Source organism: Pseudomonas sp. PDM05, assembly GCF_014851685.1.
In the GTDB taxonomy this organism is placed as follows: Bacteria; Pseudomonadota; Gammaproteobacteria; order Pseudomonadales; family Pseudomonadaceae; genus Aquipseudomonas.
Genome location: NZ_JACVAC010000013.1, coordinates 1 through 15,971, shown reverse-complemented (window position 1 = coordinate 15,971; position 15,971 = coordinate 1). Strand labels below are relative to the sequence as shown.

General features: G+C 63.0%; 12 protein-coding genes. 7 read left to right on the top strand and 5 right to left on the bottom strand.

Annotated elements, in window-relative coordinates; genetic code table 11:
• The first annotated feature begins 3 nt into the window (after positions 1-3).
• The 5 genes from IB241_RS21955 to IB241_RS21935 are packed head-to-tail and all read left to right on the top strand — an operon-like array spanning position 4 to position 6,232.
• Positions 4-1,221: a glycosyltransferase family 4 protein gene (locus IB241_RS21955; RefSeq protein WP_192300300.1), complete on the top strand. Its 1,218-nt coding sequence runs from the start codon at positions 4-6 to the stop codon at positions 1,219-1,221.
• Complete coding sequence (locus IB241_RS21950) at positions 1,212-2,315, top strand: glycosyltransferase family 4 protein (protein WP_192300299.1); 1,104 nt, start codon at positions 1,212-1,214, stop codon at positions 2,313-2,315. Before IB241_RS21955 ends, IB241_RS21950 begins: the two co-directional genes overlap by 10 nt.
• Entirely contained in the window at positions 2,312-3,745 is a 1,434-nt protein-coding gene (locus IB241_RS21945; RefSeq protein WP_192300298.1) for an O-antigen ligase family protein, read from the top strand. The genes IB241_RS21950 and IB241_RS21945 overlap by 4 nt, the downstream gene beginning before the upstream one ends.
• Complete coding sequence (locus IB241_RS21940; protein WP_192300297.1) at positions 3,745-5,154, top strand: lipid II flippase MurJ; 1,410 nt, start codon at positions 3,745-3,747, stop codon at positions 5,152-5,154. The genes IB241_RS21945 and IB241_RS21940 overlap by 1 nt, the downstream gene beginning before the upstream one ends.
• Positions 5,155-5,197: 43 nt before the next feature.
• On the top strand, positions 5,198-6,232 hold the full coding sequence (locus tag IB241_RS21935) for an acyltransferase family protein (protein ID WP_192300296.1): 1,035 nt from the start codon (positions 5,198-5,200) through the stop codon (positions 6,230-6,232).
• A gap of 57 nt (positions 6,233-6,289) precedes the next feature.
• Here IB241_RS21935 and IB241_RS21930 read toward each other — a convergent pair whose 3' ends face one another.
• The 3 genes from IB241_RS21930 to IB241_RS21920 form a co-directional block, all read right to left on the bottom strand.
• Positions 6,290-6,865: a DUF4174 domain-containing protein gene (locus tag IB241_RS21930; RefSeq protein WP_192300295.1), complete on the bottom strand. Its 576-nt coding sequence runs from the start codon at positions 6,863-6,865 to the stop codon at positions 6,290-6,292.
• A gap of 165 nt (positions 6,866-7,030) precedes the next feature.
• Positions 7,031-7,663, bottom strand: a complete 633-nt coding sequence (locus tag IB241_RS21925; RefSeq protein WP_192300294.1) for a glutathione S-transferase N-terminal domain-containing protein — start codon at positions 7,661-7,663, stop codon at positions 7,031-7,033.
• Between the two features lie 65 nt (positions 7,664-7,728).
• Positions 7,729-10,086, bottom strand: a complete 2,358-nt coding sequence (locus IB241_RS21920; protein ID WP_192300293.1) for a DNA polymerase II — start codon at positions 10,084-10,086, stop codon at positions 7,729-7,731.
• Between the two features lie 181 nt (positions 10,087-10,267).
• Between IB241_RS21920 and IB241_RS21915 the strand changes: the two genes are divergently transcribed.
• Positions 10,268-12,493: a TonB-dependent receptor gene (locus IB241_RS21915; RefSeq protein ID WP_192300292.1), complete on the top strand. Its 2,226-nt coding sequence runs from the start codon at positions 10,268-10,270 to the stop codon at positions 12,491-12,493.
• Between the two features lie 138 nt (positions 12,494-12,631).
• On the opposite strand, the gene IB241_RS21910 is transcribed toward IB241_RS21915, so the two are convergent.
• Positions 12,632-13,090, bottom strand: a complete 459-nt coding sequence (locus IB241_RS21910; protein ID WP_192300291.1) for an SRPBCC family protein — start codon at positions 13,088-13,090, stop codon at positions 12,632-12,634.
• Positions 13,091-13,385: 295 nt separating this feature from the next.
• Between IB241_RS21910 and IB241_RS21905 the strand changes: the two genes are divergently transcribed.
• Positions 13,386-13,787, top strand: a complete 402-nt coding sequence (locus IB241_RS21905; protein ID WP_192300290.1) for a GFA family protein — start codon at positions 13,386-13,388, stop codon at positions 13,785-13,787.
• A 1-nt stretch (position 13,788) separates the two neighbouring features.
• Here the strand turns inward: IB241_RS21905 and mrdA are convergent, their stop codons facing one another.
• A complete protein-coding gene (mrdA, locus tag IB241_RS21900; protein WP_192300289.1) occupies positions 13,789-15,681 on the bottom strand; it encodes a penicillin-binding protein 2 in 1,893 nt (630 codons plus the stop codon).
• Between the last annotated feature and the right edge of the window lie 290 nt (positions 15,682-15,971).

Here is a 15,971-nt window from a genome sequence, read left to right as displayed (position 1 = left end):
ACCATGCGTATTTTATGGATCCTGCCCTACTCACCCTGGCCGGCCACCAGCGGCGGCAAGACGCGCCAGTTCCACCTGCTGCGCAGCCTCGCGGCGCGTGGGCACCAGATCACGCTGTTGCTGCATGACAAGCACCCGGTGGCAGCGGCCGATCGCGCGGTGCTCGAAGCCTTCCTGGAACAGCTGATCGTGCTGCCGCGTCGCCCGCTGCGCAGCGTCAAGACCCTGGTCGCCGGGTTGATCGCGCCCTATCCGCTGCTGGCCAGCGTGAATGGTCTGTCGGGGCAATTGCAGGACACTTTCGAGTGGCTGCTGGGCGAACAGTGGGACGTGGTGCAGATCGAACACAGCTACACCTTGCAGCCCTACGAAAGCGCACTGGCGCGCAAGGCCCAGCCGTTCGTGCTGACCGAGCACAACGTCGAATCCGCCCTTGGCGCCGCCACCTACGACCGCCTGCCGCGTTGGGCGCTGCCGTTCATTCGCTATGATCAGTGGCGCTATGCGCGCTGGGAACGCCGGGTGATGCGCCAGGCCACTCAAGTGATAGCCGTGACCGACAGCGATGCCCAAGTCCTCGAAGCCATCGCCGGCAAAGCGGTGCCGGTGGTGGTCAACGGCGTGGATTGCGACCACTTCGCCCGGGCCCATCCCGACCCGTCGGCGCGCCGTGTGCTGTTCCTCGGCAACTATGAATACGCACCGAATGTGGACGCCATCGAGTGGGCCCTGGATGAAATCCTGCCCAAGGTCTGGGCGCGTTGCCCCGATGCGCGCATGAGCGTGTGCGGCTTTGGCATGCCCGGCAGTTGGCGCACGCGCTGGCCGGACCCGCGCATCGAATGGCAAGGCTTCGTGCCGGACCTGCTGGCGTTGCAATCGAGCAGTTCGGTGTTCCTGGCGCCGTTGCGCCATGGCGGCGGTTCCAAGCTCAAGGTGCTCGAAGCCCTGGCCGCCGGCCTGCCGTTGGCGAGCACTGCGCAAGGTGTGTCGGGCCTGGACCTGGTGGAGGGCCTGGACTACCTCGGCGGCCAAAGCGCGTCCGCCCTGGCGGATGCCGTGGTGCGTCTGCTGCAATTTCCCGAAGCGGCCGCGCCCATGGGGGAGTCCGGACGTGCGTATGTGCGCCGGGCCCATGACTGGAGCGTCGCCGCCAGCCAATTGGAGCAGGTGTACGCCAGCCTCGTGCCGCTCAAACGCAAGGAGCCCACATGCGTATAGGCCTGGACTACCGCACCGTCGGCACCTCGCCGCAATCGGGGATCAGCCGCCAGGTGTATGCCCTGGAAACCGCCCTGCGCGCCTTGCCGCAGGTCGAACTGGAGCGCTTCACCGTGGCGCCCCTGGGTGACGCCAGCCGCTTGCAGGCCCACTGCCCAAGCTGGGGCTGCGCGAAAACCGCGATGCACCAACCGCACAATCGCCTGCGCTTCGAGGCCGGTTTTTTGCCGCGTGCACTGCGCGAGCAACACGTCGACCTGTACATCAGCACCTTCAACATGGGCCTGCCGCTGCCGCCCAAACCCAAGGGCCTGCGCACGGTGGTGCTGTTGCACGACTTGTTCCAGATCACTTTGGACAACTACCACGCCAACCGCCTGAAGGCGCTGATCTACAAGACCAGCGACCGGTTGTCGATTGCCTGGGCAGTGCGCAGTGCCGACCGGGTGTGGACACCGTCGCAGTACAGCGCCGATGAGACCGCGCGTTTGTTTCCCGAGGCAAAGGCCAAGATTCGTGTGCTGCCCAATCAGGTCGATGGGTTCGCCGGGCTGCCCGCAGACCTCAGCGCACGCCAACTGCCCAAGGATTACTGGTTGCTGGTAGGCACTCGGGAGTTGCGCAAAAACGTGCCGTTTTGGGTCGACGCCTGGCAACGGGCGCGGCGCCAATCCCCAGCCGTGCCGGAGTTGGTGCTGGTCGGCAGCCTTGAGCATTTGCCCGAGGCCCAACGCAGCTTGCCGGGGATTCGCGCACTGAGTGGCGTGTCGGATGCCGAATTGCACGCGCTGTACCGCCAGGCCTCGCGCTTGTGGCAACCGTCGTATGCCGAAGGCTTCGGCTTGCCGGTGATCGAGGCCCTGAGCGTCGGCACGCCGGTGGCCGTGGCCAGCGGTACGTCGCTGGATGAAATCACCCCGCCGTCGGCGCCGCGTTTTTCGCCCACCGATGGCCCGGCGTTGGTGCAGTTGATGCTGGACCTGGCGCAGCGCCCCGCCGAAGACGCGCCGGAGCAATGCCGCCAATGGGCCGAACGCTATAACCCCGGCGCCTACCGTCGGCGCCTGGCTGAATTGATCGAGGAGCTTCAATGAGAGTAAGCCTGCCAAGCCTCGTCCCGGTGTTCTTTGGTGCGCTGTTCGGCGCCCTGGCGTTGTTGCTGTCCCCGGCCAAGGCATTTGTCGCGGTGCTGGGCCTGGCGGGCGCATTGACGATCCTGCGCTTTCCGCTCTGGGGTCTGTTGCTGTTTGCGGTGGCGGCGACGTTCATGCCGTACTCAACGGTCAACCTGGGCATCCGCACCACCGTCAGCGAAGCGATCCTGGCGCTGACCTGGGGCGCGGTGCTGTGGCAACGCTTTCTGTCGCGGCTGCCCGACTCGCCGCGTTTCTCGCAGCGCCCCACCGACCAGATGCTGCTGTGGCTGATGCTGTTCAGCGTATTGCCGTTTATCGTCGGCCAGGTCATCACCCACGCCGAGAGCAGCGGTCTGGCCAACTGGCTGCGCTGGTTGCTGAACCTGTCGGGGGTGTTTCTCGCGGCCAAGTTGCTGGTGGAACAAAAGCACCGCGAATCCCTGGTGATCGCCCTGCTGCTGGGCACCTTGGCGATGCTGTTGCTGTCGATCGGGGTATTTGTGCGCACCCGCTCGGGGGCCGGAATTGCGCCGATCCTGGGGCTGTTCAACTACGCCAACTTCGACACGCTGAAGTTCGGCCTGGAGGCCATGTCCTCGCGCATGGGTTCGCCGTGGACGCACCCGAATGCCATCGGTGGGATCATGGCGCTGCTGCTGCCGCTGGCGTTCTGCTACGGCATGACCGAACAAGGCTGGAAGCGCGGCCTGGGCCTGAGCGTGGCGTGCCTGGGCGCGGCAGCGCTGTTGTTGGCCAGTAGCCGTGGCGCGATGGTCAGCCTGGCGCTGGTGCTGCTGTGGATGGCCACGCGTCGCGTGCCATACACCGGGCGTTTGCTGATGATCGGCGCGGCCTTGACCGTGGCGCTGGTGATCGCGTACCCACCGTTGCAGGACCGCCTGGCGACGATTTTCTCGTCGAGCAACGCCAGTACCGAAGTACGCGTGGATGAGTATCGCCTGTTCCCGCAGGCGGTGGCCGCGTACCCCCTGGGCATTGGCTTCAAGGTCGACCCGCCGGTGCCGGGCACACATCTGCTGGGGATCTCCAACCTGTGGCTGAACTACATCTACAAGGTCGGCATTGTCGGCATGCTGCTGTTTGTCGCGGTGACCGTGCGCTGGTGGCGTGAAGCGCGCCCGGAAAAAGGCCCGATCCGCCTGACCAAGGACAACGCCCTGTGGCTGGGCACCACGGCGGGGATTCTGTCGGCGCTGGTCAGCGGCTTGTTTGACCACTACTTCAGCTTTGCGGTGGTGATGGTGGCGTTGTTCTGGCTGATGGTGGGGATCAACGTGCTGGAGGCGCGGCGGCTGTTTCCGGCGCGGCTGCCGCAGGTCAAACGCGTGGCGGCACACGCGCCTTTGCTCAACGGCGTACGTCCCTGATGTTCGGCTCCGCCGCCTGGCTGACCGTGGCGACGTTGCTCGGCTTGTGCCTGGGCTTTGCGCGCGAATGGCTGCTGGTGGCGGCCTGGGGCGCGGGCGAGCGCAGTGATGCGTTCCTGATTGCGTTGTTCTTGCCCGAAGCCTTGCGCATGTCGCTGGCCGGTGGCGTGCTGAGCGCCGCCGCGCTGCCGCTGTACTTGCAACGAGACGAGCGCGGGCGGCTGGACTGGCTGGCAGTGATGTTTGCAGCCTTGCTGCTGATCGCACTGGTGACCAGCCTGTTGCTGGCCTTGTTGGCGCCGTGGCTGGTGCAACTGCTCGGCCCCGGGTTGGCGGCAAGTGCCACGGCGTTGGCGGGCAGCAACCTGCAGGTCGTCGCGTGGTGCGTGCCGGGTTTACTGCTGCATGCGCTGTTCAGCATTCCATTGCAGGCGGGCGAGCGCTTTGTGCTGGCGGGCCTGGGCTCGCTGCTGTTCAACCTGCCGCCGGTGACCTACCTCGCCCTGGCCGGCAACGCCACGCAACCGCACACCCTGGCCCTGGCGTGCCTCGCCGGCAGCCTGTTGATGCCGCTGGCGCTGCTGCCTTCGATCTGGCGCCAGGGCTGGCGGCCGTGGCGCTGGCAGCTGGCGCTGGCGCCGTTGCGCGAGTTGGGCCAGCGCATCGGCCCGCTGCTGTTGAGCAATGCTGCCAGCCAGGGCTTGGCGTTGATCGAACGGTTGGTGGCGTCGCTGCTGGGCGAAGGCGCGGTGACCTGGGTCAACCTCGCACGCAAGCTGATGAACCTGCCGCTGATTGCGCTGATGAGCCTCAACCAGGTGCTGTTGGGCATGATGAGCCGCCGTCAGGGCGATGCGCGCCTGGCGCTGCTCAAGCGCGGCCTGGAAACCGCCAGCGTGCTGACCCTGCCCGCCGGTGTCGGGCTGGTGGCCGCCGCGCCGAGCCTGGTGGCGTTGCTGCTGCCCAAGCAATCGGCGGATTCGCCGTTGCCGTTGTTGTTGGCCTGGTTTGCCGTGCCCTTGGTGTTCGGCGCCTGGAACGCCTTGCTGGCGCGTTACGCCTACGCCGCCGGTGACACGCGCCAGCCGTTGCGTTGCGAGTTGCTCGGCAGCCTGGTCAACGTACTGTTGCTCGGCGCGCTGCCGTTTGTCTTCGGCCTGGCGGGCATTGCGCTGGCCGCACTGGCCGGAGTGATCTGCACTGCGTTGCTGCTGATGCAACGCCAGTCCTTGCTCACTGCCCTGCCCTGGGCACGGCAATGGCTGTTGAGCGCGCTGTTGATGGGGCTGGCGGCGCTGTGGCTGTTTGGCATTGAAGGCGTCTGGCGGCAACTGGCGCTGAGCACCCTGGCCGGCGCGCTGGTGTTGCTGGGAATGGGGCTGTGGCTGAAGCCGTGGCGCAAGGCATGAACGATTGTTCGGGAGTGATCAGGTGAAACATCGCTGGATTCAAATGGATATTGCCAAAGGCATCGGCATCCTGGTGATCGTGTATGCCCACAGCTGGTTTGTGGCCACGTCCCTGGACCTGATGTACCCGATTCTGGCGTCGTTCATTCTGCCGCTGTTCTTCTTTTTGTCTGGCGTGCTGTTCAAGCCGGAACAGCCCTTTGGCGAGATGGCCGTGCGCAAGGCCGACGGCCTGCTCAAGCCGTTTTTTTTCACCATGCTGGTGTACGTGGTCGTGCGCGATGTGCTGCGCGGGCAACCGCTACTGGCGGATGTCGGCGGCGTGCTGTATGCCTCGGTGGACACCATCCCGTGGCAGGCGCTGTGGTTTTTGCCGCATTTCTGGGTGGCGATTCTGTTCAGTTGGTGCGTGCTGCGTTTGATCCAACGCCTGCCGTTGGCACTGAGTTGCGTGCTGACCGGACTGATTTTGGTGGTGGGCACCTGGATACTGCCGTGGTTCTGGCAACTGCCGGTGACCGTCGGCGGACACACCTGGGTGCTGCCGGGTTTGCCCTTCAGCCTGGACGTCACGCTGATCAGCAGCGCGTGTTTCATCCTCGGCTACCTGCTGCGGGACTGGCTGCGCCGCCATGAGGGGTCACTGCTGACCCTGGTGATATCGGCGGTGCTGTTTGCGGCGGTGTTTCTCTGGCGCGGCGACACCATGGACCTGGCGCAACGGCGCTATGACCACTGGTTGTGGACCAGCCTGCTGGCAGTGATCGGGGTTTACCTGTGCTGGGCGCTGGCGCGAGTGCTCATGGTGTCGAGCGTGTTGACGCGGGCGATGACCTACATTGGCCAGTCCACGTTGATCCTGTTGATCTTCCATGGCGAGATCCAGCACAAGACCGTCGACTTGATGGAACGCCTGGGGCTGCATGCGTTTGTGGCGGCGAGTGTCGGGTTGGTGGTGGCGGTGGTGGCGCCGTTGTTGATCGGGGAAGTGATCAAGCGGGTGGCGTTTCTGCGGTTTTTCTACTTTCCGTTTCCAGTGCGCAAGAAAATTGAAACGCCAACTCCAGCACGCAGTTGAACCCAAATGTGGGAGCGGGCTTGTGTGGGAGCCGGTGGGTCCGGCTCCTGGCGTGGGTCAATCGTCCAGTTGTTGCGGGGCGGGCTTGCTGCCGGCTTTGGTCGGTTTGGCGCCCTTGGCCGGGGCCGGTGCAGCCGGTTCGGGTTCTGCGGCGGCGGCGGCTTCTTTTTCGGCCATGGGCATCTGGTCGATGGTGCTGAAGAATTCCTTGAGGTCGAGGGTATCCGGTGGCACGGTCTTCTCGAGTTTCTTCTCGCCGTCCTTGCCCACCAGGATCACCTTGGTGCCGCTGCCAGCGCCGAGCTTGAGGGCACGGATCAATGCGTTGGTTTCCGGTGGCGTGAGCTTCTTGTTGTCTTTGGCGTCCTTGGCGAACTTTTCCCCTTCGGCGCCGATGCTGCCGAATTTCACGGTGTAGAGCACCATGCTGCGCTCTTCAAACGCCTGCTTGGTGGCCGCTTCGTCGAGTTGTTTCTTGAGGATCGCCAAGGTGGCATTACCCGAATCCAGCTCCACCACCACCAGCGGGCGGGCTTTGCCCAAATCCTGCTTGAGTGGGTTGGTATCATCAGCGGCCAACAGCGGCCCCGTAAAAGCCATCAAGGTAGCCAGGGTCAGCGACCGGATGAGCATGCGCACCTCCTTCTAGTTCCATGCAGGGTTCTTGAGTTTCATGTCTGCGACAGTCAAATTCAAGGATGATTCCTACACCGCTGCAAGAAAGCGTAGGTCAGCACGCCCGCTACGCAAGGGGTTGAGACGCTTTTGCGGTGATTGTTTCGACTGATTGCAGAAACATCATGAGACCTTCCAATCCGGCCAATGCCGCGCAAATACGGGGGCGACGATAGGGTCGGCGTCCACCTGCACCAGGCTTTGGGCAAAACCCGGGGCCAGGCCGTGCAATGCCTCCCGCGACTCATCCCAGCGCGACACCGCCGCCGCCATCAGGCCCAGTGCATTCGGCGTGTCGTTGGGGGCAAACAACTGCCCGGCAAACTGATCGGCAAACACCACCCAGGCCTGATGCAGGTAGCGCCGGGTGCCGGTGACCAACTGCGCCTGCACGGTTTCGTTGACATTGCCGAGCCAGCGTTGCGGGTAGTCGATGATGCCGATGGCCGAGTAGCAGTTGGCGGCGATGTACACCAGCCCGCGGATGATCTGCGCGCGGTTGCCGGCCAACAGTTCGGACGCGGGAAATTCCAGGCCGAGGTGGATCAGGATCGCCGCGCTTTCGGTCAGCACCTGGCCATCGGGGGTGAGCAACGTGGGCACCTGCTTGAGCGGGTTGATGCGCGCCAGCTCATCGCTGCCCTCACCGATGGCCCATGAGGCCGCATCGATCCGTCGCCACGGCACCGCGCACCGCTGCAGGGCGATTTCGATCATGCAGGAGCCGGACTCGTCGATGCCGTAGAGCGTGTACATGGGCTTGCTTCCTATTGCCAAACTGAGCCCAAGATTGCGGGCCTTCGCCGTATCGAATCAAGCGTTTAAAACAGGCCCATCTGCCCACCGACCAGGGTGCTGAAATCGTCGTTGACGAACGGCAGGATCGCATCGGCCACCGGCTGCAATTGACGGGTGACGTAGTGGTCGTAGTCGATGGGCGCCTGGCTGACTTCCAAAGGCTGCGGACCGTTGACGCTGATTACGTAGCTGATCCAGCCACCGCGCTGGTACTGGCGCGGGCGGCCGAGGCGGTCGTTGTAGTCGTCAGCCAGGCGCGCAGCGCGTACGTGGGGTGGCACGTTGCGTTCGTAGTCGTCGAGCGGGCGACGCAGGCGCTTGCGGTAGATCAGCAGCTCGTCGAATTCGCCGCTGAGGGTGCGCTGCACGTAGTCGCGGATGTAATCCTGGTGCGGCAGGCGGTGGAAGATGCGCTGATAGAGTTCCTGCTGGAACTGGCGGGCCAGGGGCGACCAGTCGCTGCGCACGGTTTCCAGGCCTTTGTAGACCATTTCCTCGCTGCCGTCGCTGCGCGTCACCAGGCCGGCGTAACGTTTTTTGCTGCCCTCCTCCGCACCGCGAATGGTCGGCATGAGGAAGCGGCTGAAGTGGGTTTCGTACTGCAGTTCCAGCGCACTTTGCAGACCGAATTCGCTGCGCAGATGCTCGCGCCACCAGTCGTTGACGTGCTGCACCAACGCCTGGCCGATGCGGCTGGCGTCGTCCTGGGAATGGGCGCTGCCGAGCCAGACGAAGGTGGAGTCGGTGTCGCCGTAGATCACCTCATAACCCTGGGCTTCGACCAGGGCGCGGGTCTGGCGCATGATCTGGTGGCCGCGCATCGTGATGGAGGACGCCAGCCGTGTGTCGAAGAAGCGGCAACCACTGGAGCCGAGCACGCCGTAGAAGGCGTTCATGATGATTTTCAGGGCCTGGGACAGCGGCGCGTTGTGTTCGCGCTTGGCCTCTTCGCGGCCCTCGGACACCCGCGCGACGATGGCCGGCAAGCAGTGCCGGGTACGCGAGAAACGGGCGCCGCGAAAGCCTTCCACGGACAGGCTGTCGTCGGGGTACTTGAGGCCTTCGATCAGGCCCACCGGGTCGATCAGGAAGCTGCGGATGATTGATGGGTAGAGGCTTTTGTAGTCGAGCACCAGCACCGATTCGTAAAGACCGGGACGCGAGTCCATCACGAAACCGCCGGGGCTGGCCTGGGGCGGTTTGTCGCCCAGGTTCGGCGCGACAAAGCCCTGGCGGTGCATCAGTGGCATGTACAGGTGGGTGAACGCGGCGACCGAGCCGCCGTTGCGATCCGCCGGCAGGCCGGTGACGCTGGCGCGTTCGAGCAGGAACGTGAGCAGTTCGGTCTTGGCGAAGATCCGCGTGACCAACTCGCAGTCCTTGAGGTTGTAGCGCGCCAGGGCGGGCTTGTCCTCGGCGAACATGCGGTTGATTTCGTCCATGCGCTGGTACGGCGTGGAGATGTCCTTGCCTTCGCCGAGCAGGGTTTGCGCGACGTTTTCCAGGCTGAAGGATTCGAAGCTCCAAGTGGCCGAACGCAAGCCTTCGATACCGTCAATGATCAAGCGCCCTGCCGCTGCGGCGAAGTAGTGATTGCGGCTGCCGTGTTCGCGCCAGGTCATGGCTTCGCCGCCACGACCGAGCAGCAGCGGTACGTTGAGGCGCTGGGCGTGTTCGTGGAGCACGCGCAGGTCGAACTGCACCACATTCCAGCCGATGATCGCGTCGGGGTCATGGATGGCGATCCATTGGTTGAGGCGTTCGAGCAGTTGGGCGCGGGTGTCGCAGTAGTCGAGCTTGAAGTCCACCGCGGTGGTTTTGTTCGGCGGGCCGAGCATGTACACCTGGCGCTCGCCGCAACCTTCGAGGGCGATGGAGTAGAGATCGCCCTTGGCGGTGGTCTCGATGTCGAGGGACACCAGTTTCAGCGGCGGTCGGTAGTCGGGCGCAGGTTTCATCTGCGCATCGGATAGCACGCCGGCGGCGTCGGGCGTACCGCCGAACCACACCGGCGCGGTGATGAAACGCTCCATCATGTAGCGCTCGGGCGGGCGAACATCGCCTTCGTAGACGTCGACACCGGCGGCGCGCAGGCGTTTTTCCAGGTCCATCGCCTGGCGGTGCTGGCGGGTGTAGAGGCCCAGCACCGGGCGGTGATGGAAATCGCACAGTTGCAGTGGGCGCAGTTCGATCTCGCGCTCGCCCTTGAGAAGCCAGTCGAGCGGCTTGCGATGGGCTTCGGGGATGAACATCACCGAGGTCTGCACAGGGAGGCGGACGAACCTGGGGCCCTGGTCGGTGGCCAGCCAGAAGCTGACCTCCGTACCCGCCGGGGTGTCGCGCCAATGCCGGGTCAGGACAAAACCCTGCTGTAAGTCCACCGTACCGCACCTCAGGAATCGCTTTCAGGGCGTGATTCTACTCGGCATCTCGCGCACGCAGACCGCAGAAGTAAATATTTGTTGCGTGACGCTAATACCAATTACTATCATTTGCATCGGAGTCGTATCCGCGCAGTGAGGACGCGCAACGTTTGTTGCCCTTTTCCTCACTGGATCGACCATGCCCTTCCCTATTCCGTTTCGCCCGACCCTGCTCGCCCTGTGCTGTTCCCTGGGCGTCACCGCTCACGCTGCCACCCCCATCCCCCCGCAGGATGCAAACAACCGTCAGGACGGCGACACGCTGGAATTGGGCGCCACCAACATCAACGCTGACGCGCCGACGCCAGGCGCCCTGCCCCCGGTGTATGCCGGCGGCCAAGTGGCGCGTGGCGGCCAGTTGGGGGTGCTGGGCAACCAGGACATCATGGATGTGCCGTTCAGCATGTCCTCTTACACCGAGAAACTGATCCGCGACCAGCAGGCCGAAACCGTCGGCGATGTGTTGCTCAACGACTCGTCCGTGCGCCAGGCGTCGGGCTATGCCAACCAGGCGCAGACGTTCATGATTCGTGGCCTGCCCCTGAACGGTGACGATATTTCCTATAACGGCCTCTACGGCATCCTGCCACGCCAGATCATCTCCACCGACGCCCTGGAACGGGTTGAAGTGTTCAAGGGCCCGAATGCCTTCATCAACGGTGTGAGCCCCACCGGCTCGGGGATCGGTGGCGGCGTGAACCTGCAACCCAAACGCGCCGATGATCTGCCGTTGCGTCGTTTCAGCACCGATGTCAGCAGCGACGGCCGGGTGGGCGAGCACTTGGATATTGGCCAGCGCTTTGGTGAAGACCATCAGTTTGGCGCACGGGTGAACCTGTCCCAGCGTGAAGGCGACACCGGCATCGATGATGAAAACCAGCGCTCGAAACTGTTTGCGGTCGGCCTGGACTACCGTGGCGATGCATTGCGGTTGTCCGGTGACTTTGTGTATCAGAAACAGCACATCAACGGTGGTCGCAATTCGGTCTTCACGGGCACCGCCACCCACATCCCGGATGCGCCTTCGGCACACACCAATTACGCGCCGAGCTGGAGCAGTACCAACCTTGAAGACACCCTGGGCATGCTGCGCGCCGAGTACGACCTGAACGACAACTGGACCGCGTACGCGGCGGGCGGGGTCAAGCACAGTCGTGAAATGGGGCGCTACTCATCGGTGACCCTGACCGACAACCTCGGCAATGCCACCGCCAGCGGTTCGACCATCGCCCACGAAGAAGACAACAGTAGCCTGATGAGCGGCCTGAACGGCAAGTTCCAGACCGGCGCGGTCAGCCATCGCCTCAACTTCGGCCTGGCCGGGATCTGGACCCAGGTGCGCAACGCCTATGTGTTCGCCAGCGGCAAGACCACGACCAATATCTACAACCCGGTGACCGGCGCACCACCGGCCCTGAACAACCCACGCAACACGCCAGGCACCGACTTCAGCGACCCGCAAATCACCGCCAAGACCTTCGTGCGCAGCGCGGCCGTTTCCGACACTGTTGGCTTCTTCGATGACCGCCTGCTGGTGACCGTCGGCGCACGTCGCCAGCAGATGGTGGTGCAGGGCTACAACTACATGAGCGGTAGCCGCACGGCCAACTATGACGAGTCGATCACCACGCCGGTCTACGGCCTGGTGTTCAAACCGTGGGAGCATGTGTCGGTGTACGCCAACCGCATTGAGGGCCTCGCACAGGGCCCGACGTCACCGCTCAAGGTAGGCCCCCGGACGGTCATCGGCGGCGGGCAGGCCTATGCGCCGGCGCGTTCCAAGCAGATCGAAGCGGGCGTCAAGGTGGACATGGGCAGCTATGGTGCGACGCTGGGTGTGTACCGTATCGAACAACCTGGGGCCGGTTACTCCGAAATCGTCGATGCCGACACTGCGCGCTACGTGCGCGAGGGTCTGCAAATCAACAAGGGCGTGGAACTCAATGTGTTCGGCGAACCGCTCAGCGGCTTGCGTCTGCTCGGCGGCGTGACGCTGATGAAGACCGAGCTCAAGGACACGGAAAAAGGCGCCAACGATGGCAACCGTGCGATCGGCGTGCCTTCGTTCCAATTCAACGCCGGGGTGGACTGGGACGTACCGGGCCTGCAAGGCGTGAGCCTCAACGGGCGCATGCTGCGTACTGGCGGGCAGTACGCCGACGCGGCCAACACCTTGAGCCTGCCGGCGTGGAATCGCTTTGATGTGGGCGCGCGCTACAACTTCAAGGTGGCGCAACGTGATGTGACGCTCGGTGCGACCGTGGAGAACGTTGCCAACGCGAAGTACTGGGAGTCGGCGCAGGGTGGTTTCCTGAGTCAGGGCGATCCGCGTGTGGCCAAGTTATCTGCTTCGGTGGATTTCTAGTTCATTTGTGTAGTGAGCGGGCTTGCCCCGCGCCGGGGGGGGCGAAGCCGCCCCAAATCCGGACACCTCGGTTTACCTGAAACACTGCGGCGTACCGTTTGGGGTGGCTTCGCCACCCAGCGCGGGCAAGCCCGCTCACTACAGAGCAGTGGTGTAGGTTTCGATGTTGGCCATTTGTTCGTCCCAGCCACGGGAGTTCATCTTGAAGGCTTTCTGGCGGCGGGATTCGGGAATAGCGTCGAAACCGGATTCAACTACCCGCAGCAAGATGCCGGGGGCGCGGTCTTCGAGGGTGAACTCCACGAGGGTTGGGGTTTCCTGGTCATAGTCGACCCCCTCCTCTACCGCGAATGGATGCCACCGGAACGAGAACAGGGTTTGCGGCAGGATGCGTTCGATCCTGGCCTTCCAAACCACGTGTTCATAACCGGGGTAGGTAATCGGTGCTTCGATGGTTTGCCCGGCCACAAAGGTTTTGCCCTTGAGGGCGATGCCAAACCAGCTGCCGAATTGCTCGGCGTCGGTCAATGCGTCCCAGACCTGTTTGCGTGATGCGTTGAGCAGGACTTTTCGTTCAATTCGATCTAACACGTGCATAAGTCACCTCCTGCATTGACAGTAGGCGACATCAACCAATGCGCAACCCTTTCGGTCGCGTAGTGGTGTTGCTACTTATCTCAGGATTTCCATTTGGCATTGACCGTCCCATGGTGCGGCTCCCGTGGCGCCAGTCCCACAGATGGATACTCGTCCACCAGATAACTGCCCAACGGGTTCGCAAGGTGAACGGAGCAAAACAGATCCAGGCCTAAGGGCAATGATGTGTATCTACGTGATGCGCCGGGTAGCGGTGAACGGTAGATTGTCCCTCTTCTCCCTGAGGTGACGCTCTATGACTCAACAACTCCATGGAAGTTGTTTCTGCAAGGCCGTGCGGTATGAACTGGACAGCCTGGATATGCCCATCAGCCACTGCCATTGCCAAAGCTGTCGCAAGGTCCACGCTGCGGCGTTCGTTTCGACAGCGGGCGTGATGCGCGAGCACTTTCGTTGGACCCAGGGCGAGGCGCTGTTATCGTCGTATGAATCTTCGCCGGGGAAACTCAGGCATTTCTGCTCGCGCTGCGGCTCACATCTGATCGCAGAACGTCCGCATCAACCCCATGTGATTGTGCGTGTGGCAACGCTGGATGATGATCCGGGGGTCACGCCGAGCTCACACATCTGGACCGCCCACGATGTGCCGTGGCTGGCACATGAGGGCGTCGAGCAGTGGGCCGAATGGAAGGCGTGATTTAAACGTGCGGGTCACCTGGGGCTTTGGCCGGCGTCGCATATTGCGGCTTGAGGTGGCCTTCCTGGTCGAGTAACCAGGCATCCATGATCTGGCGCACCACAGGACCGGCAACCCGTCCGCCGGCCTCACCGTTTTCGATCATCACCGAGATCACGATTTTCGGGTGTTCGGCCGGCGCAAAGCCGACGAACAAGGCGTTGTCGCGGTGACGCTCCAAGGTCTTGTTGCGGTCGTAGCGTTCGCCCTGCTTGATCGCGACCACCTGCGCCGTACCACTCTTGCCAGCAATCCGGTATTGCGCGCCTTGCGCTGCGGCGCGAGCGATGCCGCGCGGGTCGTGCATCACCAATTGCATGCCGTGGTTGACTTGTTCCCAGTCACGCGGGTCCTTGAGCACCACATTAGGCATAGGATTTTCGTCCACCGGCGGCACGCCGTTGATGGTTTTGGCCAGGTGTGGACGGTTCCACACACCTTTGTTGGCGATCAACGCGGTGGCTTGGGCCAGTTGCAGCGGGGTGACCTGCATGTAGCCCTGGCCGATGCCGAGGATCACGGTCTCGCCGGGGAACCAGGGTTGGCGGCGTGTTGCGCGCTTCCAGGCCTGGGATGGCATCAGCCCGGCTGACTCTTCAAACATGTCGAGGGAGACTTTCTGGCCGAGGCCGAACTCGGCCAGGTAGTCATGCAGCCGGTCGATGCCGAGCTTGTGGGCCAGGTCATAGAAGTAGGTGTCGTTGGAACGCATGATGGCCGCGTCCATGTCTACCCAGCCATCGCCGCTGTGGTTCCAGTTGCGGTATTTGTGGTCGAAGTCGGGCAGTTGGTAGTAGCCGGGGTCAAACACGCGGGTCTGGGCGGTAACTACGCCGCTGTCGAGACCGGCGATGGCGACTTCGGGCTTGATGGTCGAGCCTGGCGCGTAGAGGCCGCGCAGTACGCGGTTGAACAGCGGACGGTCGATGGAGTCGTGCAGCGCCGCGTATTCCTTGAAGCTGATGCCGGTGACGAACATGTTCGGGTCAAAGCTCGGCTTGCTGACCATGGCCAACACCTCGCCGGTCTGCGGGTCGAGGGCCACCACCGAACCGCGACGGTCGCCCAGGGCTTCCTCGGCAGCTTCCTGGAGGTGGACGTCGAGGCTGAGTACGATGTTTTTGCCGGGGACCGGATCGGTATGCTTGAGCACGCGCAGTACGCGGCCTTGAGCGTTGGTCTCGACCTCTTCGTAACCTACGTGACCATGCAATTCGGATTCATAGAAGCGCTCGATGCCGGTCTTGCCAATAGACTGGGTGCCGCGGTACTCAACCGAATCGAGGGCCTTGGACTCCTTTTCGTTGATCCGACCGACGTAGCCAATGGAATGGGCGAAGTGTGCACCCAACGGGTAGTGACGCACGAACTGTGGCTCGACATCCACGCCAGGCAGGCGGAACTCGTTTACGGCCAGCACGGCGATTTGCTCTTCGGTCAACTCGTAGAACAATGTCACGGGAACGAACGGGTGGCGGGCTTGCTTGAGCGCCTTATCGAACACGGCACGGTCTTCGGCAGGCAGGTGCAGCAGGTTCACGATCGCGTCCAACTCACCCTTGAGATCAGCGGTGCGTTCGCGGGTGATCGTCAGGTTATAGCTGGGCCGGTTGTCGGCCAGTACCACGCCGTTGCGGTCATAGATCAAGCCACGGGTCGGAGTGATCGGCAGGACGTGAACGCGGTTGTTTTCAGAAATCGTGGAGTGGTAGTCGAACTGCACGACTTGCAAGAAGTACATGCGGCCCACCAGGGCGCACGTGATGCCAATCACCAACAGCGCGCAGGCAAGCAGGCGCTTGTTGACCAAGCGGTTCTCGTTTTCGTGATCTTTGATGGGTATCGGTTCAGGCATTTCTACAGCATCTCGTTGAAGAAGGTCGACGCCGCGTCCTGCGGGTGAAAGATCAGTCCTTGTGAAAATGTGCTGCACCATACCAAAAATGCGGAAACACTTTGCATCGATTTCCCCAACGGCATGTTATTTGGCACCCGGGGAGGCGAGATTGTTTCTTCGCACTTTTCGACCGCCCAAAACAAAACCCCATCTGCTTTCGCAAATGGGGTTTCGGAATTTAATCTTGACGATGACCTACTCTCACATGGGGAAACCCCACACTACCATCGGCGATGCATCGTTTCACT

Bases quoted from the DNA above. Each gene is read 5' to 3' on its own strand.
- IB241_RS21950 (WP_192300299.1), top strand. From the start codon at position 1,212: ATGCGTATAGGCCTGGACTACCGCACCGTCGGCACCTCGCCGCAATCG.
- IB241_RS21925 (WP_192300294.1), bottom strand. From the start codon at position 7,663: ATGTACACGCTCTACGGCATCGACGAGTCCGGCTCCTGCATGATCGAA.
- IB241_RS21945 (WP_192300298.1), top strand. From the start codon at position 2,312: ATGAGAGTAAGCCTGCCAAGCCTCGTCCCGGTGTTCTTTGGTGCGCTG.
- IB241_RS21955 (WP_192300300.1), top strand. From the start codon at position 4: ATGCGTATTTTATGGATCCTGCCCTACTCACCCTGGCCGGCCACCAGC.
- IB241_RS21910 (WP_192300291.1), bottom strand. From the start codon at position 13,090: ATGCACGTGTTAGATCGAATTGAACGAAAAGTCCTGCTCAACGCATCA.
- IB241_RS21915 (WP_192300292.1), top strand. From the start codon at position 10,268: ATGCCCTTCCCTATTCCGTTTCGCCCGACCCTGCTCGCCCTGTGCTGT.
- IB241_RS21935 (WP_192300296.1), top strand. From the start codon at position 5,198: ATGGATATTGCCAAAGGCATCGGCATCCTGGTGATCGTGTATGCCCAC.
- IB241_RS21940 (WP_192300297.1), top strand. From the start codon at position 3,745: ATGTTCGGCTCCGCCGCCTGGCTGACCGTGGCGACGTTGCTCGGCTTG.
- mrdA (WP_192300289.1), bottom strand. From the start codon at position 15,681: ATGCCTGAACCGATACCCATCAAAGATCACGAAAACGAGAACCGCTTG.
- IB241_RS21905 (WP_192300290.1), top strand. From the start codon at position 13,386: ATGACTCAACAACTCCATGGAAGTTGTTTCTGCAAGGCCGTGCGGTAT.
- IB241_RS21930 (WP_192300295.1), bottom strand. From the start codon at position 6,865: ATGCTCATCCGGTCGCTGACCCTGGCTACCTTGATGGCTTTTACGGGG.